Here is a 19,806-nt window from a genome sequence, read left to right on the forward strand (position 1 = left end):
ATTCAGCCTCGGGGGTGGTGTTCAGCATGCAGGGCCTCGAGCCGGACCTGCGCGACATGGGTGTATATCTGCGTGGTCGACAGGTCACTGTGACCCAGCAGCAGCTGTACGACACGCAGGTTGGCCCCATGATTCAACAAATGGGTGGCAAAAGCGTGCCGCAGGGTGTGCGGCGACAAGGAACGCTCGATGCCGGCACGCCTGGCATGCGCCTTGATACGATACCAGAAGGCCTGACGAGTCAGGCAGGCATCGCCCCGCCCGGGAAACAGCGCGGGGCGCGTCACGTCACGCATCAGTGCCCCTCGGGCACGGCGTAGGTAGCGCGTCAGCCAGTCCACGGCTTCCTCGCCGAGCGGCACCAGCCGCTCCTTGTCGCCCTTGCCACGCACCCTCACGACCCCCTGGCGCAGGTTGAGCGCATCGGTCGTCAGGCCCACCAGCTCCGTGACTCGCAGGCCGGCGCCATAAAGCACCTCGAGCATGGCGCGGTCGCGCAACCCCAGCTCGGTGTCGACATCCGGCGCCTCGAGCAGGCGCTCCACTTCCCCCTCCTCCAGCGTATTGGGCAGCGAGGGGGTCACTCTGGGCAGCCTGATCTCGGCAAGGGGGTCGTGCTCGATCAGGCCATCGCTCAGTGCCCAGTGATAGAAGCGCCTCAGGCTGGACAACAGTCGGGCATTGCTGCGCAGTTTGTAGCCTGCTTCTCGACGTTCGTCCAGCCAGTCCGCCAGCGCTTTCGGCGGTGGCGCCAGCAAGGTGGCACCCTGCTCAGCGAGCCGAGCCTGCCAGGTCCGCAGATCATGCCGATAGGCCGCCAGGGTGTTGTCGCTGGCCCCCTGCTCCAGCCAGAGGCCGTCGAGGAAGGCATCGATCAGCGCTGAGTCGTCGAAAGCGCTCGACATGTTGTCAGTTCCTCGCGTGCGCGTCGCCGGCACTTGTCCCGAAACGTGAAAAACCCCGCCCCGCATGAGCGGTGACGGGGTATCGCCGGACGCGAGCCATCGGCTCCGTCATGCCCGCAAGGCGGGCCTCAGGCCAGCTTTTCCTTGATGCGGGCGGACTTGCCGCTGCGCTCGCGGAGATAGTACAGCTTGGCCTGGCGAACATCACCGCGGCGCTTGACGCTGATGGAGTCGACCAACGGGCTGTAGGTCTGGAAGGTCCGCTCGACGCCGACGCCGTGAGACACCTTGCGCACGGTGAAGGCGGAGTTCAGGCCGCGGTTGCGCTTGCCGATCACCACGCCTTCGAAGGCCTGGAGACGCTCACGGTTACCTTCCTTGACCTGAACCTGGACCACCACGGTATCGCCCGGGGCGAATTCCGGCACGTCCTTGTTCATCTGCTCGGCTTCGAGCGCCTGGATCACCTTGTTCTTGCTACTCATGACAAAACTCCTCGATAACGTTACGTGACTCACCGGACCGGCAGTGGATGGCCGGTGAATCGTGATCCCGGCGCTCGAACGAATCGAGGCACGGGAGCGTCGTTGGTGACACAGGTCCGTCGCCCCTCGGGGCACGTCCTGCACCTCCGCGCTTTCCTAACGAGAGGCCAGCGCGTATTCCTCGATGAACTCCTCGAGCAGGCGACATTGCTCGTCGTTCAACGTCCTGCCTTCCAGCAGATCGGGACGCCTCAGCCAGGTCCGCCCCAGCGACTGCTTCAGGCGCCAGCGCCGAATGGCGCCATGATGGCCGCTGAGCAACACATCCGGCACGCGTCGACCGTCGACATCCTCGGGACGGGTGTAGTGCGGACAATCCAGCAGCCCGTCGTTGAAAGAGTCCTCGAGCGCGGAATCCTGATGCCCGAGCACCCCGGGCACCAGCCTTGCCGCTGCGTCGATCAGCACCATGGCCGGCAGCTCACCGCCGCTGAGCACATAGTCGCCGATCGACCATTCCTCATCGATGTCGGCTTCCACCACCCGCTCATCGATGCCTTCATAGCGTCCGGCCACCACCACCAGGGGCGGGCCCGACGCCAGCTCCCGGGCGCCTTCCTGATCGAGGCGGCGCCCCTGAGGGGACAGATAGATCACCCTCGGCCGCTGGCCGGTGGCGGCCTCCGCTCGCGAGCGAGCGTCATGAATGGCCGCACGCAAGGTATCGACCTTCATCAGCATGCCCGGACCGCCGCCATAAGGGCGGTCGTCCACGGTACGGTGCCGGTCGGTGGCATAGTCCCTGGGGTTCCAGACCGCCAGGTCGATGCACCCCTTTTCCACGGCTCTGCCCGTCACGCCCTGGCGCGTCAGCGCCTCGAACATCTCGGGAAACAGGGACACGACACCGACCCACATCGCCGCCTCGCTCCGACTCAAAATGTCGGATCCCAGTCGACGGTCATTCGTCCCGCTTCGAGGTCTACTTCCTTCACGACCTCGTCGGGGAGAAAAGGCAGGAGACGCTCACGTGCATCGAGGCTTTCGCCGTCACGCCCCTTGACGACCAGGACGTCGTTGGCACCAGTCTCGAACAGGTACTCGACGCGCCCGAGCGCGATGCCCTCGGTGGTCACGACGGCCAACCCTTCGAGTTGATACCAGTAGAAATCGTCGTCTTCGGGAAGTTCCGGGAGTTCGGCGGTGGGCAGCAACACCTCGGCGCCGGCAAGCGCCTCGGCCTGGTCGCGCCCCTCCACACCCTCGAGCCGGGCGACCAATCCCTTGCCATGCAGGCGGCCTTGAGCGAGCCGATAACGCGACTCGACGCCCCGATGGCGCAGCACCCACTCATCATAGTCGAGGATGCCTTCCATGGGGCTGGTGTACGAATACACCCTCAGCCATCCCTTCACGCCATACGGGCTGGTCAACTTGCCCAGTACGACATGCTCGGGAGACGCCTTGTGCTCGGCACTCATGCTCATCGTCGGCTCTGCGTCGGATATGCAGCCGCGTCAGGCGACTCAGGCCTGCTTGCGGGCTTCCTTGACCAGCTCGGCGACACGGTCGGACAGCTGAGCGCCCTTTTCCTGCCATTGGCTGATGCGGTCCAGGTCGATGCGCAGACGCTCTTCCTGGCCACGCGCCACCGGGTTGAAGAAGCCCAGGCGCTCGATGAAACGACCATCGCGCGACTTGCGCGAGTCGGTCACGGTCAGATGATAGAAGGGACGCTTCTTGGCGCCACCACGTGCCAGACGAATGGTAACCATGCGTTGACTGTCCTTCGGTTGAGTTACGGAGGTTGTCGATCGAAGGCTCACCCTTCGACAATCGGTTCGGTGGCGGGTTTACGCCCGTCGCCGAGTCGTTCGGTCACGACGATGCCCGCGAATCGACGCGGACCTGCCAGTGAAGACGCAGCATTTTACGGAAATCTCCCCGGCTTGGAAACCTTTTTGCGTGCACACGGCCTCTTCAGCGCCAGGGCATGCCGCCGGGACCGCCCATGCCGCCCGGGCCACCGGGCCCGCCAGGACCTCCCTGGCCGCCCATCATGCCGGGCATGCCACGCATCATCTTCTGCATCCCGCCCTTCTTGCCGGCCTTTTTCATCATCTTCTGCATCTGCTTGTGCTGCTTCAGCAGGCGATTGAGGTCGGGCACCTGCAAGCCAGCGCCGGCGGCAATCCGGCGCTTGCGCGACCCGTTGATGATATCCGGGCGACGCCGCTCCCCGGGTGTCATGGAGTTGATCAGCGCCTCGAGCTTGCCGAACTCCTTCTCGGGCCCGGGCCCCTGGGCCATCTCGGCCATCTGCCCCATGCCCGGCAGCTTGCCGAGCATACCGCTCATGCCACCCATCTTCTTGAGCTGCTGAAGCTGGTCGCGAAAATCCTCCAGGTCGAAGCCATCGCCCTTCTTGACCTTCTTGGCCAGCTTTTCGGCCTTGCCCTGGTCGACGGTACGCTCGGCTTCCTCGATCAGCGACAGCACGTCGCCCATGCCGAGGATCCGCGAGGCGACCCGGTCGGGATGGAAGGGCTCCAGGGCATCGACCTTCTCGCCCATCCCCATGAACTTGATCGGCTTGCCGGTGATGTGCCGGACCGACAGGGCGGCACCCCCCCGGGCATCGCCATCGGCCTTGGTGAGAATCACACCGGTCAGCGGCAGCGCCTCGTGGAACGCCTTGGCGGTATTGGCGGCATCCTGACCGGTCATGGCATCGACCACGAACAGCGTCTCGTCCGGTGACACGGCACTGTTGAGCGCCTGGATTTCCGCCATCATCGACTCGTCGATGGCCAGACGACCGGCGGTATCGACAAGGACCACGTCGTGGAACTTGATCTTGGCGTGCTTGATGGCCGCCTCGGCAATTTCCACCGGCTGCTGGTCGCTGCTCGACGGGAAGAAGTCGACCTCCACCTCTTCGGCGAGCGTCTCGAGCTGGTCGATGGCCGCCGGACGGTAGACGTCCGCCGACACCACCAGCACCTTCTTCTTCTCGCGTTCACGCAGGTAGCGTGCCAGCTTGGCCACCGAGGTGGTCTTGCCCGCCCCCTGCAGACCGGCCATCAGCACCACGGCGGGCGAGCTCTTGAGCACCAGGCCTTCGTTGGCCTCGCCCATGATCGCCTCGAGCTCCTGCTGGACGATCTTGACGAACTGCTGCCCCGGCGAGAGGCTCTTCGACACCTCCTGGCCCACGGCACGCTCGCGCACGCGGTCGATGAACGCCTTGACCACCGGCAGCGCGACATCGGCTTCGAGCAACGCCCGGCGCACTTCCCGCAGGGTATCCTTGACGTTGTCTTCGGTCAGGCGCGCCTGACCCTTGATGGACTTGAGCGTCTGGGACAGACGATCACTGAGATTCTGGAACATGGGCCTCTCCGCAAACGATGGCCTGGGAAGCCGTGGCTTCCCCGCAATGGCCAAAAATTATACGCCTTGTGACCGCGAGTCTCCATGCATGGCCGCCGTCATCTTTCGCTCGCGGCTGTCAGGCATCAAGACGATTCGGTATAGTAAGCGTTCCATTTCATGTCACCAGGCGCTGGCGAAGGCGCACGGATAGCATCGATGCACGCGCTACCTCTTGCCGTCATGGCCTTCATCCTCTACATAGCGGCCGCCTCCTGGCAGGGCCTGACCCTGGCCCGGCGGGTACCGCCGCGCGCCGCGCTGGTGCGCAGCTTCGGCCTGCTGGGTCTGCTCTGCCACCTGCCCCTCGCCATCGGCCTGCTCGACCAGGGCGCCTCCCTGCTGCCCGGCCTGTCCACCAGTGCGGTACTGGCAAGCGGCCTGGCGGTGCTGACACTACTGGTGGTCAGTCTGTTCAAGCCGGTGCTCAACGTGGCCGCCGGCCTCTTCCCTCTGGCAGGCCTCACCCTGCTGCTGGCCATCGGCCTGCCGAGCCCTGAGCGCCACCCGGGCATGACCCCGGGTATCGCCCTGCATGCCCTGAGTTCGGCACTCGCTTTCGCCTTCCTGGCCATCGCCGCCTTCCAGGCGATTCTGCTCGGCGTACAGAACCAGGCGCTGCGCCACCACCACATCCGAGGGGTGGTCCAGTCTCTCCCCCCTTTGACCAGCATGGAGCGTATCCTGTTCGAGCTGATCTGGGCCGGCATGGTCCTGTTGAGCCTGGCGATCGCCAGCGGCTTCATCTTCGTCGAGGACATGTTCGCCCAGCACCTGGTGCACAAGACGGTACTGTCATTGCTCGCCTGGGTGATCTTCGCCACCTTGCTGGTCTGCCATCATTGGCTGGGGTGGCGCGGCATGCGCGCCGTGCGCTGGACCCTGGGCGGTTACCTGACGCTGCTGCTGGCCTACTTCGGCAGCAAGTTCGTTCTCGAGGTCTTGCTGGCTCAGGGCTGAGTCACCTTGACAGCGCCCGGCCCAGTCCCTACAACTCGAGCCTGACCCGCGATTGAGGATCCTTAGACTTGAACGACGATTTCCCTCTGGGATTGCTGTTCGGCCTACTGCTGCTGCTCATCTGCCTTTCCGCTTTCTTCTCCAGTTCCGAAACCGGCATGATGTCGATCAACCGCTATCGCCTGAGCCATCGGGCCGGTGGTGGCGAGGGTCGCGCTCAGCGTGTCATGCGCCTGCTCAGCCGCCCCGACCGATTGATCGGCGTCATCCTGATCGGCAACAACTTCGTCAACAACCTGGCGGCATCCATCGCGACCATCATCGCCATCCATTTCTTCGGCGATGTCACGGGCCCGGCGGTCGCCACCACCCTGTTGACCATCGTCATCCTGATCTTCGCCGAAGTGACGCCCAAGACCTATGCGGCGGTGAAGCCCGACCGTATCGCCTATCCGGCCTCGCTGATCCTGGAGCCGCTGCTCAAGGTGCTCTATCCGCTGGTCTGGCTGGTCAATGCCATTTCCAACGGCCTGCTGCGGCTGCTTGGCGTAAAGAACATCGAGGGGGATGGTGACAACCTGACCCGCGACGAGCTACGCACCGTGGTCCACGAAGCCGGCCCGCTGATTCCACGCCGCCACCAGGCCATGCTGGTCTCGATTCTCGATCTCGAGAACGTCACGGTGAACGACATCATGGTACCCCGCCACGAGGTCTCGGGCATCGACCTGGATGACGACCTGGATGATATCCTCGCCCAGATACGTACCAGCCAGCACACGCGCGTTCCGGTCTTCAAGGGCGATATCAACAACATCATCGGCATGCTGCACCTGCGCAACGCGGCACGATTCCTGTCTCGCGGCGAAGTGACCAAGGCGGCCATCGTGCAGGAAGCGCGGGAACCCTACTTCATTCCAGAATCGACGCCGCTGCATACCCAGTTGCTCAATTTCCAGAAACAGAAGCGACGCATCGGCATCGTGGTCGACGAATACGGCGACGTGGAAGGACTGGTGACCCTGGAGGACATCCTCGAGGAGATCGTCGGCGAGTTCACCACTGACGTAGCCAGTCAGGATCAGGACATCCATCCCCAGGAGGATGGCAGTCACGTCATCGACGGCACCGCCAACATTCGGGATGTCAACAAGTCACTGGGCTGGCAGCTCCCCACCGACGGCCCCAAGACCCTCAATGGCCTGATCCTGGAATACCTGGAATCCTTCCCGGACGGCCCTGTCTGCCTGGAGATCGGGCCGGTGCGTATGGAGATCCTCGAGGTCCGCGACAACCTGATCACCGCCGCACGCTGCTGGCAGTCGGTCCGCCGCACCGTCGCCGTCACGACCTAGCCCCACGCTCCACCCAGGCATCCGCCTCCTCCTTGAGCGCCCGCACCCGAGCCTCGAGCCGGGCTCGCTCGGCGCGCTCAGGAGGGACCGGCTCCCCGAAATAGAGCGCGACCCGCGCACGAAAGCGGCGCGGCCACTTGCCCAGCGCAGGGCCACCGCAGTGCGAGGTCCAGGAGCCCCACAGCCCGGCCAGGCCGGCCGGCACGACGGGCACCGCATCCCTGGCCAGGATCAGCTCCAGACCGCGCCGAAAGGGCTGGACCTCGCCGTCCGGCGTCAGGCGCCCCTCGGGAAACAGCATCACCACCTCGCCGTCACACAGGGCCTGGCTGACCTGTTCGAGCGCACGCCGCAAGCCACCCGGGTCGCGACGATCGGAATCGACGGGAATGGCCCCCACCAGCCGGAACAACCAGTTCAGCCAGGGAGATTCATAGATGGGGCGATCCATCATGAAGCGCAGCGGACGCGGACTCGCCCCGCCGATCACCAAGGCGTCAACGAAGCCGACGTGGTTGCAGACGACGAGGGCCGGGCCATGGGCCGGAATATGACGACGCCCCTGGAAGCGCATGCGATATATCAAGTGCACCGTCATGAAGACCATGCGACGAATCAGAGTGCGCGGCGAGCGGAATAGCCACCAGAACAGCGCCGCCAGGGCCAGAAGCGGCACGCCCCATGTCATCAGGAAGGTCACGGCGATTCGGGGGGCGTCTTCAGGCCGGCCAGCATGGTGGTCGACAGCTGATCGAGGAGTTCCTCGACTTCCAGCGGCTCACTTTGCCAATAGCCGAGTCGTTCGTTGAGGCCGAGCTGCACCAGGCCATGCACGCTGCCCCACAGCGTCCGCCCCAGACGTCGCGCCTGCATATCGTCCAGTGCCGGCTGGTGCTCCTTCAGCGTATTCTCCACCCGCAGGAACAGCGCCTCGATCATGTCGCTCTGGCGACGATCCAGCTCGCCTTCCTGGGCCAGGGGGTAATCGAACAACAACTGCCAGCGATATGGATCCTGGCGCGCGAATTCCCAGTATGCCAGCGCCAGCGACTTGAGGCGCTGCTCTGGCGAGCCATCGCTGAGCAGGGGGTCGATGGCAACGCGCAGACGCCCCAGCGACTCGATATTGACGTGCTGCAGAAGGTTGTTGAAGCTGCCGTAGAGCTTGAGTAGCGTGCTCGGCGCACAGCCGACCTCACGGGCCAGGGAGCGCAGCGACAGCGTGTGCACCGGGTGCTCCTGCAGCCAGGCGTCACAGGCCGCCATGACCTGGGCATGGAGCGTCTCGGGGGCATGCTGTCTGGGTCGAGCCATCGGCTTCCTCACGGAGTATGGAAAAGGCGGCGGGCCGCTGGCCGGCCATGCAGATCGAGAACGCCTGGAAGCGAACACTGTTTTCGACAGCATATCGTCCTTGTGGAGCAACGCAAGCCCAGTAACGATGGCCGCTTTTCTCATCTCGGCGTCTTGGTTACCCTGTTGCTCCTCATTCCGGAGGTCTCATGGCCGGCCGACTCTACATTCCATCCCTCTCCCTCGACCGTCTGCTGCCGGATATGGTGGTCCACGAGTCCCTGGTCACGGGCAACAACCTCGCCCCTCGACAACCGCTGTCCCTGATTCGCCTGGAAGCGGGACGACCTCGACTGAGTCGTGCCTTCTGGGGGCTGACACCCTCATGGCTCAAGGTGCTCGACCACGCGCCTCACTGTGCCAGGGCGGAATCGCTGGAATCACGCGCCATGTTTCGCGACGCTTTCGCGGCTCGCCGTTGCCTGGTGCCGGTCGGCGGTATCTACGTATGGCGGCCCACACCCCGCGCCAAGCAGCCCTACCTGGTGACTCGGGTCGATCGCGGCCCGCTGTTGCTGGCCGGCCTCTGGTGCCGTTTCCATACCACCCTCACCGAGTACAACGACTCCCTGGCACTGATCACGGTACCCAGTCCTGGCCTGCTCGCCCCGTTGAGCGACAGGTTGCCGGCGGTGATCGACGCCGGCGACGCCACCCACTGGCTCGACCCGCAAACACCGACTCCCGAGGCTCGACAACGGCTGATGCCGGCATCCGAGGAACTGTTGGGCGCTTTTCCGGTATCAAGAGGAGTCAATGACCCCGGCAATCAGGAAGCCTCCTGCGCCTACCCCATCGGCCCCATGCTATGCAGGACATCCGAACAGGAGACATGATGATCCGTCCATCACGCCCATGCCTGGCCGCGTCTCTGGCGCTGGCCCTGCTACTGCCCGGTGCGAGCAGCGCCCAGCCATCGAACCACGACGCCGAACAGGTCACCATGCCCCGCATCAGCCCCCATGACGATCGCGACTACCGTATCCTGACCCTGGACAATGGGCTCACCGCCCTGCTGGTCAGCGACAGCGAAGCCGACAAGGCCGCCGCCTCGCTGAATGTGGACGTGGGCAGCGCCCAGGATCCCGACGACCTGCCCGGCCTGGCCCACTACCTCGAGCACATGCTGTTTCTGGGCACCGAAAGCTACCCGGAGGCCGACGCCTACCAGAGCTTCCTGACGCGCCACGGCGGCCAGCACAATGCCTTCACGGCATCCCGGGATACCAACTACTTCTTCTCCCTGGAGCCCGATGCCCTGTCCGGCGCCCTGGATCGCTTCAGTCGCTTCTTCGTCAACCCATTGTTCAATGCCGACCGGCTGGAAAACGAGCGCAAGGTAGTGCACTCGGAGTACATTGCCCGCAAGCGCAACGAAGGGCGCCGCCGAAACGATGTGCTCGACCAGTTGCTCAACCCGGAGAACCCTACCACCGGCTTTTCGGTCGGCAGTCTGGAGACGCTGGCCGACAGGCCCGAGGGCGAGCCCGGCCTGCGTGACCGCATCCAGCACTTCTATCGCGATCACTATGGTGGCAATGTCATGCACTTGTCCGTGGTCGCGCCACAGCCGCTGGACGAACTGGAAACCCTGGTTCGCAAGAACTTCAGCGACGTACCTGACAGGGGACTGTCACGCCCGACCATCGAGACACCGTTGGCCGACGAGTCGCGCCTTCCCGTTGCTGCCAGCCTCAAGTCGCTGCGCGACAGCCGACAGCTGAACTTCTATTTCCCCGTACCCGATCCGATCACCGATTATCGCCACAAGCCGGCCAGTTATCTGGCCAACCTCCTGGGCCACGAGGGTAATGGCAGCCTGTTGGCCGTACTGCGCGAGGCCGGCTGGGCCGATGGTCTGTCGGCCGGCGTGGCTCGGGGTGATGGCCAGCATGCCCTGTTTCGAGTGGATATCAGTTTGACACCAGAAGGTGCCGAGCATCTGGGCCGCATCCAGGCCAGCCTGTTCGCCGCCATCCGCGCCATTCGCGATGGCGGCGTCGAGAAATGGCGCTACGACGAGCAGGCCAGACTCGCCGAACAGGCGTTCCGCTTTCAGCAGCACGGTTCCGCACTGGACGATGCCATGCGGCTGTCGATGAACCTCTCCCGCTACCCCGTCGAGGATGTCAATTATGCGCCCTACCGCATGGACGGTTTCGACGCCTCGCGCATCGGCACCTGGTTGTCGGCATTGCGTCCGGATAACCTGCTGCGGCTCTACAGCGGCCCCGAGGTAGAAGGAGAACGCACCTCACCCTGGTTCGACACCCCCTGGACGCCAGTCACCCTCGATGATGGCACCGCCCCCCCCCTGGCAGGCTTGTCGCTTCCCGAACCCAATCCCTACATCGCCGAAGACCTTGAGCTGCTCGGCGAGCAGGACGACGTACCCCATCAACGCCTCGATGAGCCAGGCTTCGAGTTCTGGCATATGCGAGACGCCAGCTTCGACACCCCCAAGGTCGAGTGGCGCTTCAGTCTGCAACATCCCGAAGCCAGCCATGATGCCCGCAAGGCGGCACTATCTCGGCTGCTCGCCGGCTGGCTGCAGGACAGTCTCAATGAGGCTCTCTACCCGGCGCGCCTGGCCGGCCAGGGGTTCGAAGCCTACGCCCACGCCCGCGGCATCACCCTGTCGTTCTCCGGCTGGCGGGATCGCCAGGATCGCCTGATCGCACGCGTACTGGAACAGCTGCAACATGGCGAGATCCAGACCGACAGCGTCGAGCGCGTTCGCGACCGCTTGCGCCGAGGCTGGCGCAATGCTCCCCAGGATGACCTCTACCACCAGGCCGGACGCACCCTGGCCGAGACCCTGGTCAGCCCGCAGTGGTCACCCGAGGCACTGCTCGCGGCCAGTGAGGAACTGGACGCCCGGGCATTGCGTGATTTTCGCGTGGCCTTCCTGGGCGAGTTGCACCTCGAGGCCATGGCCGTCGGTGACCTGGGCACTCACGAGGCGAAACAGCAAGCACGCGAGGTTGCCAGGACCCTCGCGCCTGAGTTGCCCCGGCAAGCGATTCCGGAACTGGAGATATTGCGTGCCAGTAGCGCTCTCCCGGCACTGACGCCCGATACCGAACGCGACGAATCGCTGGTCATGCGATACCTGCAGGGCGCCGACCGAGCCCTGGCCACCCAGGCTAGACTCTCGGTTCTGGGACGGCTACTCGAGACGCCGTTCTATCAGCAGCTGCGCACCGAACAACAGCTGGGGTATGTGGTCAACGCCGGCTACCGGCCCTTGCTCGAGGCGCCGGGCATCACCTTCCTGGTGCAATCGCCGGACACCGACAGCCAGACCATCCAGGCACGGATCGATGCCTTCGTCGACGACTTCGGCACGCACCTCGACGGCTTGACGGATAACGACCTGGCCCCCTACCGCCAGGCTGTCCGCGATGACCTGCTACAGCGCGACACCAGCCTGCACGGTCGTACCAACCGCCTATGGCAGGCACTCGCCCTTGAGGACACTGGCTTCGACCACCAGCAGCGACTCGCCGAGCGCGTGATGGAGGTTTCCCCCGACGCGCTACGCGATGCCTGGCACGACCTGGTGAAAGGTCCCGCGGTCAATATCACCCACGATCCGGGCGACACCGCCAGCGATGTGCTGACACTCAAGACAGACCTGACCCCACTACCGAAACAGGCACGCTGACATCACATGCCGCGAGGAAGCATGAATCCTGTGTTTCCCTCATGACATCGCCCGGCGGAAGCCGGGCGATGTCGTCTCGGCCATGGGGCCACCGGCACAGCGGCCGCCGCCCATCAGTCGAAGGCCTGGGCCGGCATGATCGCTTCCACATGCATCACCAGTTCCTCGAGAATCTGGCGCTCGCGATCCGCCAGGGATACCTGGTTGAGCCGCTCGATTTCCCGTGCGAACTCGGGCAGCGTGAAGCCAGCAACCGCCGGGTCGTTCATGCGTTCCCAACGAAATGCCTCCCAGCGTGCCTGCTCCTCGCCAGTCAGGGTATCCGGATAGCTGCGGGCCCGATAACGGAACAGCATCTCCTCGAGCCGAGGGTCCTGAAAGGCGAAGCTGGCCCCGACAAGGTCCCAGGGGTCGCTGTCGCGGACCCGCTGCATCTGTTGGCGGTCGGACGGCGAGAAGAAGCCGCCGGAATAGAGCATCAGGTCGGGGTCGTGGGGCGACGCCGGCGGTGGCCCGGCGAAGACGTCGGCCACACGGGCCGAAACATCCGGGTTGGCCGCCAGCGATTGCCAGTGACGCCGGCAGGTTGCCACGTCCACGCCGAGGCGTTCGACGATCTCGCCATATTCGCCCCGGTGCGGCCCACTGGCATCCTTGAGCGCATTGGCGGGCAAGATCACCGGGCACTTGTTGATATGGATGACCTTGAGCGGAATGCGGGATTCTCCCTCAGCCAGGTCATCGTTGCTGACGAAGACCCGATCGCGGATCTGCTGCGCATCCAGTGACAGCAGAGGCTCGGGGTCCACCGCCAGATCATAGACGATGACCCCATTGGGGTTGGTCGGGTGCTCCGCCAGCGGCATCACCAGGGCGCTGCATCCCCGGCTCGCCGGATAGCGGCGTGAAACATGCAGAACCGGCTTGCGCGACGGCACATCAATGGCTCGTCCCACCGCCCGCTTGCCACGCATGCCCAACAGGTGATCGAACAGATTGGCGTTGCTGCGGCGCAAGAGTCGTGCCAGCTCGATGGTCGCCCTTACATCGGCCAGGGCATCGTGCGCTCCTGCGTGCTCAATGCCATTGGCGGCGGTCAGGTCCTCGAGCTTGAAGCTCGGCGTGCCGTCGTCGCGGGTCGGCCAGGCGATGCCATCCGGTCGCAGCGCATGAAAGGCACGCACCACATCGATCAAGTCCCAGCGGGAATTGCCGTTCTGCCATTCCCGAGCATAGGGGTCGATCAGGTTGCGATAGAAGAGATGACGCCCCACTTCGTCGTCGAAGCGCAGGCTGTTGTACCCCAGTGCGCAGGTACCCGGTTCGCTCATCGCCGCCTGAATGCGTCCGGCGAACTCCGCTTCGGGGAGCCCCCGTCGCCTGGCCTGTTGCGGCGTGATGCCGGTGATCAGGCAGGCCTGGGGATGCGGCAGGTAATCATCGGCAGGCCGGCAGAACAGCTCGATGGGCTCGCCGATCTCGTTGAAATCGGCATCGGTGCGGATGGCGGCAAACTGTGACGGCCGATCACGACGCGGGTCGGCCCCGAACGTCTCGTAATCGTGCCACAGGAAGGTCAGCGGGGCGGCTTTCTTCTGCGCCATGGGCGATGCACTCCGAACGGGCTGGGACATGAAGCCCACAGCCTAGCACAGCCCCGCCGGCGGCTCAGCCGCCAATCACGCCCTGGGAAGCGTGACATTCAGCTCCAGTACGGAACAGTTGTCCTCGCTGTCCAGGTTGATGTTGATAGCGTCATCCTCAACCTGGACATAGCGACGTATCACCTCCAGCAGTTCCTTCTCGAGCATCGGCATGTAATCCGGCTGCCCACGCTGACTTCGCTGGTGGGCAACGATGATCTGCAGCCGCTCCTTGGCGACGGAGGCGGACTGCTTGCGCTCGCGCTTCAGGAAATCGAGTAGCTTCACCGGCGGCCTCCTCCGAACATGCGGCTCAACAGACTCTTCTTCTGGTACTCGTGGAAACGCAGGGGCACGTCCTCGCCCATCAGCCGAGAAACCGTATCGGCATAGGCCTGCCCGGCGTCGCTGGCCTCGTCATGGGTGACCGGGACGCCCTGGTTGGAGGCTCTCAGCACCGCTTCGGACTCCGGAATCAAGCCCACCAGGTTGATGGCCAGGATCTCGCGAATGTCCTCGAGATTGAGCATATCGCCCGAATCCACACGATTCGGATTATAGCGGGTGATCAGCAGGTGTTCCTTGATCGGATCATCACCGCGCTCCGCACGACGGGTCTTGGAAGACAGCAGGCCGAGGATGCGATCGGAGTCACGCACCGAGGACACCTCGGGATTGGTGACCACGATCGCCTCGTCGGCGAAGTACATGGCCAACTGCGCCCCGCGCTCGATGCCGGCGGGCGAATCGCAGATGATATAGTCGAAATCCTTGTTCAGGGTCTCGAGCACCTGCTCCACGCCTTCCAGGGTCAGGGCATCCTTGTCCCGGGTCTGGGAGGCCGGCATGATATGCAGGTTGTCGATCCGCTTGTCGCGGATCAGCGCCTGATTCAGGCCCGCCTCTCCTTGAATGACGTTGACCAGGTCATAGACCACGCGGCGCTCACAGCCCATGACCAGGTCGAGATTACGCAGTCCGACGTCGAAGTCGATCACCACGGTCTTCTGCCCGCGCAGGGCCAGCCCCGTGGCGACGGCGGCTGCACTGGTTGTCTTGCCGACCCCACCCTTGCCGGAGGTCACAACGATGATCTTTGCCAAGTGTCACATCCTGTCTGTCATGTTGGGAGAAAGGGCAGCGCCGCACGCTGCCGAATCGTCGTTGTGCGGCCGTGTCAGTCCAACGGCGTAATACTCAATTGCGCCTCGCTCAGACTCACCTGAATGGCAGTACCGAGCAAGCGCGGATCGATATCCTCGAGGCGCTTGTAGTTGCCGGCCACGGAAAGCAGCTCGGCACGCAGCTCACGGCAGAAGATGCCGGCCTGGGTATTGCCATGGATACCGGCCAGGGCGCGGCCGCGCAGGGGGCCGTAGACATGCACGCTGCCGCCGGCCAGCACCTCGGCGCCGGCATTGACCGCACCGACCACGACCAGGTCACCCTCGGGCGAGGTAATCTGCTGGCCCGAACGCACCGTGCCCCGAAAGATGCGCCCTCCCGCCATCTCATCGGCGACGGGCGGCGGCGCCTCCTCTGCACCGGCCTCGGCGTCCTCGCTCACCGGCACGCTCTCCAACGCGCGCGGCCGATCGGCTTCCTGGGGCGGAAACCAGCCAAGCCCCAGGGCCCAGGCGGACTGCTTGACCGGATCGGGGCCGCCACGCACAGCCACCGGCAGCAGCTTGTGGGCGCGACATACCGCACAGATCCGTTCGAGCGCCAGGTGTGGCTCATCGAGGCGCTCGACGTTGAGCACCACCGGGGTATGATGAAAGAAAGCCGGAGACTGGCTGAGCTTGCCGGCGAGTTGCTCGCGGATGTGCTCGGGATCGGCACTGGCCAGCTCCATGACCGTCATCGGCAACATACCGCCCTTGAAGGTGAATGCCATGCCGTCTCTTTCCACTTTGAGACTCATTGCCGAACTCCACGTCGGGTGATGGTCGGGGTACAGCTCACAAGCTAAGCGAGAGCCCCGAACCCTGCAACTGATCATAAGCCCAACACCCACTCCATGTCAGTGTCTCGTAACGGCAACACTCGTGTCCGATGCCCTTTTCTGCCGCGCCGACGCATGCTTAGATACCCGATGGGCCGCTACTGTGCCCCGAACGCCGTTCACCTGATTTCGCGCCCCTGCCGCAACCTCACCGGAAACAACATGCCAGGACTGCTACGTCGACTGTTCGCCTCCCGCTGGCGACACCCGGACCCCGACGTCCGACGCCAAGCCACCCTTCGACTCGACCCCGAGCGCGATGATCAGCGCCAGACGCTGGAGCGGCTCGCCGTCGACGAGGATGGCGGCGTACGGCGTACGGCCCTGGAACGGCTGGATGACCCGGAGCGACTGATCGTACTGCGCACCGAGCATGGCGAGTCCGAAGAGCTCCGCGAACGCCTGGTCATGCTCCTCACCGGCCGGGCAGGGCACCATGACCTGGGGCGACGCATGGCGTTGACCGAGATGCTCGACGATCCGGCGATGCTCGAGCGCCTCGCCCTGGAAGGCGACAACCAGCAGCTGCGCCTCGCCGCCCTGGCACGCCTCGACACCGAAGCCGCCTTGATTCGACAAGCCTGCGAAAATGGCATCGCCGCGGTTCGTCACGCCGCCGCCGAGCGTGTCACCAGCGAAGCTGGCCTGGCACGTTTGGTCAACGAAGCCCGCCGGGACCGCCGAGTGATTCGCCGCGCCCGCGAACGCCTCAACCAGCTACGCGCCGATGCGGCCTCGCTGGCATCGGCCCGGGAACGACGCCGAGCCTTGCTGGAACGCCTCGAGGGGCATGCCGCCAGCGCCTGGGAACCGCTCTACGCCGGACGGTTTCGTCACTTGATGCGCGAATGGTCACAACTGGAAGACATCCCCGATGCCGAGCAGGAACGTCGCTACCAGGACGCCTGCCTGCGCTGCCGCAAGGTCATCAGCGACCATGAAGCTCACGAACACGCCCAGGACATCGCCGACCAACGACGAGAGGATGCCGACCAGGCCCGCGAATCCCTGGTCGAGGCGCTAGAGGAAAGCCTCGATGGCCTGCGTCACGGAGAGCGTCTCGCCGACCAGGATATCGCCAGCCTGCGATCACAGAAGCAACTGATGGCCAGCCGCTGGCAGGCGCTCTCCGACAAGCACCTCGCCGACGACGCCCTGCGCCAGCGCTATGACGCGGCGCTGGCAAGCTATGACCGCATCGTCCAGGCCCGGGTGCGCCTCGACGAACGTACCGACGCCATTCAGGAGGCGCTGAACGATGGCGATGACGACCGCCTCGCCGCCCTGGTCGACGCCTGTGGCTGGCCCCGCGAGCTGCCCCCCTCCCCGCTGCTGCAACGTGCTCATGACCAACTCGAGCGACAGCAGGAGGCACCGACGGATGACAACCTCGAGGCACGCCTGGCTCGCTTCGACGACGACCTGGAACACCTCGAGCGCCTGCTGGAGAGCGGCGCTTTCAAGGGGGCCAGCCGCCTGCATCAGCGCCTGCGTCAGCAGGCGGGAGAGCTTCCCGGCAAGCGTATCGACGCCAGTCGGCTCAAGCGCCTGGGAGCACGACTCGCCGAGCTGCGCGATTGGCGAGGCTTCGTCGCGGGCCCCAAGCGTGACCAGCTCTGCCAGGACATCGTGGCCCTGGCTGATGACAGCACCCTGAGCGACGCCGAACTGGACCGTCGGCACCGCCGCCTGATCAAGGAGTGGAAAGGCCTCGGCGATGCCGCCGCCAACCGCGAGCAATCGACCCGCTTCCGCACCGCCTCGGATCGCATCCACGAACGTCTGGGACCATGGCGTCAACAGCAACAGGCACAGCGACAGCGCAATCTGGAAGCTCGCGAGGCCCTATGCGAGCAACTGGAAACCCTGCTCGACCAACCCTCGAGCCAGGCGGACCCAGATGCCCTGCGCGAAATTCGCGACCGGGCCCGCCAGCAATGGCGACGCCACTCCCCGGTCCCTCGCGACCAGGCAGAAGCCATCGGCCGACGTTTCGGTCGTATCCGTCACGAACTGCAGGCCTTGATCGAGCGTCGCGCCGGCAAGGTCGCCGATGCCAAGCGGGACTTGATCGAGGAGGCCCGCCGTCTCCGCGACGGCGAACACTCCCCGGCTCAACGGGCGGAAAACGCCAAGTCGCTGCAGAAACGCTGGCGCACATTGGGGCGCGCACCCCGTCATGAAGAGAAGGCCCTATGGCGCGAGTTTCGTCATATCTGCGATGAGATATTCGCCAGCCGGGATGCCGCCCGCAAACAGCACGACCAGGGCAACAAGGCGAAGCTCGATGCCATGCAGGCCCTGATCGAGCGTCTCGATGCCTGGCACCCCGCCTCCAGTGACGACGCAGCCCGCCTCGACGAGGCCATCAACGACGCCATGGCATTGGAGCCACTACCGCATGGACGACGCAGCGAAGGCATGCGTAAGCGCTGGTCGGGCATCATCCGCGCCAGGCGTGAGCGACTGGCGCGTCTCGCTCTGGCCGAAGTGGTCCATCGCTGGCATCGGGCACGCCCTCTGCTCGATGCGCATCTACGGGCCGATGCCGCGAGCCTGGAAGGTGCGGCTCCCGAAAATGTCCGGCATACCGGGGATCCCGTGCTGTCGAGTGACCTGGAAAGTGCTCACGAGCGTCGCAACGCGGCCCGGCAAAACCCGCCGGATCCGACGGAAATCGAAGAGCGTCTGGCGCGTGTCCGCGTCCACCTGGCATTGCTCGCCGGCGGGCAGGTTGCCCAGCGGGACGACCCCCTGCGACTGGCCATCCAGGTGGAACGCTTGAACGACAACCTGAGGCAAGAGCCCTCGCGGGCGAAGGAGCTGCGCGGCGTACTGTGCGAGCTGCTCGCCACCGGACCAATCCCACCGGCCTTGTGGGAACGGGAGGTCGGCGAACTGGATCGAACGCTGGAAAGCCTGACCCAGCTTCCGCCCCCCTGAAGGTGGCTCACGCCGCGAAAAACGCGGGCACCGATGAGCGACTCGGCTCACCCCATGAATTGCCCGCCGTTGATGTCGATATTGGCCCCGGTGATAAAGCCGGACTCCCTGTCGGCCAGAAACGCCACCAAACGCCCGATCTCCTCCGGCGTACCGAAACGTTTCATGGGAATGGACTCGCGAATCGCCTCACGCACCTTGTCGGGAATGTCCATGATCATGTCGGTGGCAATATAGCCCGGCGACACCGTGTTGACGGTGATGCCCTTGGTCGCCGTCTCCTGTGCCAGCGACATGGTCAAGCCATGCATGCCCGCCTTGGCCGCCGCATAGTTGGCCTGTCCGAACTGCCCCTTGCGACCGTTGATCGACGATATATTGATGATGCGTCCATAGCCATGCTCGAGCATGTCCTCGATCACGCTGCGGCAGGTATTGAAGACGCTGTTGAGGTTCGTATCGAGCACTTCGTGCCACTGCTCGGACGTCATTTTCTTCAGGGTGCCGTCACGGGTGATGCCGGCACAGTTGACCAGCACACTGATCGGCCCATGAGTATCGCGAATCTCCTGGGCCCCCTTCACGCAATCCTCATAACTGGAAAGGTCGACACCAGAGAGCGCGATGTTCGTGTAACCGTCGGCCCGCTGCGTCTCGAGCCATGCCTGGGCCTTGTCAGGGTTTCGATATCCCGCCACTACGAAGTACCCGGCATCGGCCAGGGTTCGACAGATGGCAGAGCCGATTCCGCCAGTACCTCCCGTCACCCAGGCAACGGACGTTGATGTTGTCATTGGCTATCTCCCTCTCCGTTTCACGCCATGCTTGGATGATGGCATTCCAAGCCTTTCCAACAGTGTCGCTCCTTCAGCGGTCATCCATGTGACAGCTTGAAGAGTATGGGCCAACGCTGTCCAAACGGAAGCGCCTGCGAAAGCCGTGGTTGACGCATCGCTCAGGATGTGTAGAATACGCCACACGTTGATGCGGGGTGGAGCAGTCTGGTAGCTCGTCGGGCTCATAACCCGAAGGTCATCGGTTCAAATCCGGTCCCCGCT

General features: G+C 64.5%; 18 protein-coding genes and 1 tRNA gene. 6 read left to right on the forward strand and 13 right to left on the reverse strand.

The genetic code is table 11. The features are described 5' to 3' along the window. Window positions 1-2: 2 nt before the first annotated feature. From xerD to ffh, 6 genes are all read right to left on the reverse strand, one after another. Window positions 3-905 carry a site-specific tyrosine recombinase XerD gene (gene xerD / locus RSO41_RS10670; RefSeq protein ID WP_315619081.1) on the reverse strand — a complete coding sequence of 301 codons (903 nt, stop codon included), beginning with the start codon at window positions 903-905 and terminating at the stop codon, window positions 3-5. A 128-nt stretch (window positions 906-1,033) separates the two neighbouring features. Further along, window positions 1,034-1,390, reverse strand: a complete 357-nt coding sequence (gene rplS, locus RSO41_RS10675) for a 50S ribosomal protein L19 (RefSeq protein WP_013333616.1) — start codon at window positions 1,388-1,390, stop codon at window positions 1,034-1,036. A gap of 156 nt (window positions 1,391-1,546) precedes the next feature. Next, a complete protein-coding gene (gene trmD / locus RSO41_RS10680) occupies window positions 1,547-2,308 on the reverse strand; it encodes a tRNA (guanosine(37)-N1)-methyltransferase TrmD (protein WP_315619082.1) in 762 nt (253 codons plus the stop codon). Between the two features lie 17 nt (window positions 2,309-2,325). Then, entirely contained in the window at window positions 2,326-2,877 is a 552-nt protein-coding gene (gene rimM / locus RSO41_RS10685; RefSeq protein WP_315619083.1) for a ribosome maturation factor RimM, read from the reverse strand. 39 nt (window positions 2,878-2,916) lie between these two features. Beyond that, complete coding sequence (rpsP, locus tag RSO41_RS10690) at window positions 2,917-3,165, reverse strand: 30S ribosomal protein S16 (protein WP_149321042.1); 249 nt, start codon at window positions 3,163-3,165, stop codon at window positions 2,917-2,919. 205 nt (window positions 3,166-3,370) lie between these two features. Continuing rightward, window positions 3,371-4,783 carry a signal recognition particle protein gene (ffh, locus tag RSO41_RS10695; protein ID WP_315619085.1) on the reverse strand — a complete coding sequence of 471 codons (1,413 nt, stop codon included), beginning with the start codon at window positions 4,781-4,783 and terminating at the stop codon, window positions 3,371-3,373. Window positions 4,784-4,981: 198 nt separating this feature from the next. Here ffh and RSO41_RS10700 point away from each other — a divergent pair, with 198 nt between their 5' ends. Further along, window positions 4,982-5,782, forward strand: coding sequence for an inner membrane protein YpjD (locus RSO41_RS10700; protein WP_315619087.1), 801 nt, complete (start codon window positions 4,982-4,984; stop codon window positions 5,780-5,782). A 68-nt stretch (window positions 5,783-5,850) separates the two neighbouring features. Beyond that, complete coding sequence (locus RSO41_RS10705) at window positions 5,851-7,137, forward strand: HlyC/CorC family transporter (protein WP_315619088.1); 1,287 nt, start codon at window positions 5,851-5,853, stop codon at window positions 7,135-7,137. Here RSO41_RS10705 and RSO41_RS10710 read toward each other — a convergent pair. Together RSO41_RS10710 and RSO41_RS10715 are read right to left on the reverse strand one after the other, a co-directional pair. Beyond that, the gene (locus RSO41_RS10710; RefSeq protein ID WP_315619101.1) at window positions 7,127-7,825 is read right to left on the reverse strand and encodes a 1-acyl-sn-glycerol-3-phosphate acyltransferase; all 699 of its coding nucleotides are present in this window, start codon (window positions 7,823-7,825) and stop codon (window positions 7,127-7,129) included. The genes RSO41_RS10705 and RSO41_RS10710 overlap by 11 nt on opposite strands. 8 nt (window positions 7,826-7,833) lie before the next feature. Next, window positions 7,834-8,451, reverse strand: coding sequence for a TetR-like C-terminal domain-containing protein (locus RSO41_RS10715; RefSeq protein WP_315619089.1), 618 nt, complete (start codon window positions 8,449-8,451; stop codon window positions 7,834-7,836). A 188-nt stretch (window positions 8,452-8,639) separates the two neighbouring features. On the opposite strand from RSO41_RS10715, the gene RSO41_RS10720 reads away from it, so the two are divergent. Together RSO41_RS10720 and RSO41_RS10725 are read left to right on the forward strand one after the other, a co-directional pair. Beyond that, the gene (locus tag RSO41_RS10720) at window positions 8,640-9,326 is read left to right on the forward strand and encodes an SOS response-associated peptidase (RefSeq protein ID WP_315619090.1); all 687 of its coding nucleotides are present in this window, start codon (window positions 8,640-8,642) and stop codon (window positions 9,324-9,326) included. Then, on the forward strand, window positions 9,326-12,157 hold the full coding sequence (locus RSO41_RS10725; RefSeq protein ID WP_315619092.1) for an insulinase family protein: 2,832 nt from the start codon (window positions 9,326-9,328) through the stop codon (window positions 12,155-12,157). Before RSO41_RS10720 ends, RSO41_RS10725 begins: the two co-directional genes overlap by 1 nt. A 113-nt stretch (window positions 12,158-12,270) precedes the next feature. Here RSO41_RS10725 and sbcB read toward each other — a convergent pair whose 3' ends face one another. The 4 genes from sbcB to minC form a co-directional block, all read right to left on the reverse strand. Then, a complete protein-coding gene (sbcB, locus tag RSO41_RS10730; RefSeq protein WP_315619093.1) occupies window positions 12,271-13,761 on the reverse strand; it encodes an exodeoxyribonuclease I in 1,491 nt (496 codons plus the stop codon). A gap of 75 nt (window positions 13,762-13,836) precedes the next feature. Continuing rightward, window positions 13,837-14,088, reverse strand: a complete 252-nt coding sequence (gene minE / locus RSO41_RS10735) for a cell division topological specificity factor MinE (protein ID WP_064699714.1) — start codon at window positions 14,086-14,088, stop codon at window positions 13,837-13,839. Beyond that, a complete protein-coding gene (gene minD, locus RSO41_RS10740; RefSeq protein ID WP_315619094.1) occupies window positions 14,085-14,903 on the reverse strand; it encodes a septum site-determining protein MinD in 819 nt (272 codons plus the stop codon). The genes minE and minD overlap by 4 nt, the downstream gene beginning before the upstream one ends. 74 nt (window positions 14,904-14,977) lie before the next feature. Continuing rightward, window positions 14,978-15,724 carry a septum site-determining protein MinC gene (gene minC, locus RSO41_RS10745; protein ID WP_315619095.1) on the reverse strand — a complete coding sequence of 249 codons (747 nt, stop codon included), beginning with the start codon at window positions 15,722-15,724 and terminating at the stop codon, window positions 14,978-14,980. Between the two features lie 243 nt (window positions 15,725-15,967). Between minC and RSO41_RS10750 the strand changes: the two genes are divergently transcribed. After that, the gene (locus RSO41_RS10750; RefSeq protein ID WP_315619096.1) at window positions 15,968-18,748 is read left to right on the forward strand and encodes a DUF349 domain-containing protein; all 2,781 of its coding nucleotides are present in this window, start codon (window positions 15,968-15,970) and stop codon (window positions 18,746-18,748) included. A gap of 47 nt (window positions 18,749-18,795) precedes the next feature. Here the strand turns inward: RSO41_RS10750 and phbB are convergent, their stop codons facing one another. Further along, on the reverse strand, window positions 18,796-19,542 hold the full coding sequence (gene phbB, locus RSO41_RS10755; protein WP_315619097.1) for an acetoacetyl-CoA reductase: 747 nt from the start codon (window positions 19,540-19,542) through the stop codon (window positions 18,796-18,798). 190 nt (window positions 19,543-19,732) lie between these two features. Here phbB and RSO41_RS10760 point away from each other — a divergent pair. Further along, window positions 19,733-19,806 (forward strand) — tRNA-Met (locus RSO41_RS10760).

Origin of the sequence: Halomonas sp. I1 (assembly GCF_032334135.1) — a bacterium.
GTDB lineage: Bacteria > Pseudomonadota > Gammaproteobacteria > Pseudomonadales > Halomonadaceae > Halomonas.

Excerpts from the sequence above, each read along its gene's own strand:
- xerD (WP_315619081.1), bottom strand. The coding sequence starts at position 905 with ATGTCGAGCGCTTTCGACGACTCAGCGCTGATCGATGCCTTCCTCGAC.
- rplS (WP_013333616.1), bottom strand. The coding sequence starts at position 1,390 with ATGAGTAGCAAGAACAAGGTGATCCAGGCGCTCGAAGCCGAGCAGATG.
- trmD (WP_315619082.1), bottom strand. The coding sequence starts at position 2,308 with ATGTGGGTCGGTGTCGTGTCCCTGTTTCCCGAGATGTTCGAGGCGCTG.
- rimM (WP_315619083.1), bottom strand. The coding sequence starts at position 2,877 with ATGAGCATGAGTGCCGAGCACAAGGCGTCTCCCGAGCATGTCGTACTG.
- rpsP (WP_149321042.1), bottom strand. The coding sequence starts at position 3,165 with ATGGTTACCATTCGTCTGGCACGTGGTGGCGCCAAGAAGCGTCCCTTC.
- ffh (WP_315619085.1), bottom strand. The coding sequence starts at position 4,783 with ATGTTCCAGAATCTCAGTGATCGTCTGTCCCAGACGCTCAAGTCCATC.
- RSO41_RS10700 (WP_315619087.1), top strand. The coding sequence starts at position 4,982 with ATGCACGCGCTACCTCTTGCCGTCATGGCCTTCATCCTCTACATAGCG.
- RSO41_RS10710 (WP_315619101.1), bottom strand. The coding sequence starts at position 7,825 with ATGACATGGGGCGTGCCGCTTCTGGCCCTGGCGGCGCTGTTCTGGTGG.
- RSO41_RS10715 (WP_315619089.1), bottom strand. The coding sequence starts at position 8,451 with ATGGCTCGACCCAGACAGCATGCCCCCGAGACGCTCCATGCCCAGGTC.
- RSO41_RS10720 (WP_315619090.1), top strand. The coding sequence starts at position 8,640 with ATGGCCGGCCGACTCTACATTCCATCCCTCTCCCTCGACCGTCTGCTG.
- RSO41_RS10725 (WP_315619092.1), top strand. The coding sequence starts at position 9,326 with ATGATCCGTCCATCACGCCCATGCCTGGCCGCGTCTCTGGCGCTGGCC.
- sbcB (WP_315619093.1), bottom strand. The coding sequence starts at position 13,761 with ATGGCGCAGAAGAAAGCCGCCCCGCTGACCTTCCTGTGGCACGATTAC.
- minC (WP_315619095.1), bottom strand. The coding sequence starts at position 15,724 with ATGAGTCTCAAAGTGGAAAGAGACGGCATGGCATTCACCTTCAAGGGC.
- RSO41_RS10750 (WP_315619096.1), top strand. The coding sequence starts at position 15,968 with ATGCCAGGACTGCTACGTCGACTGTTCGCCTCCCGCTGGCGACACCCG.
- phbB (WP_315619097.1), bottom strand. The coding sequence starts at position 19,542 with ATGACAACATCAACGTCCGTTGCCTGGGTGACGGGAGGTACTGGCGGA.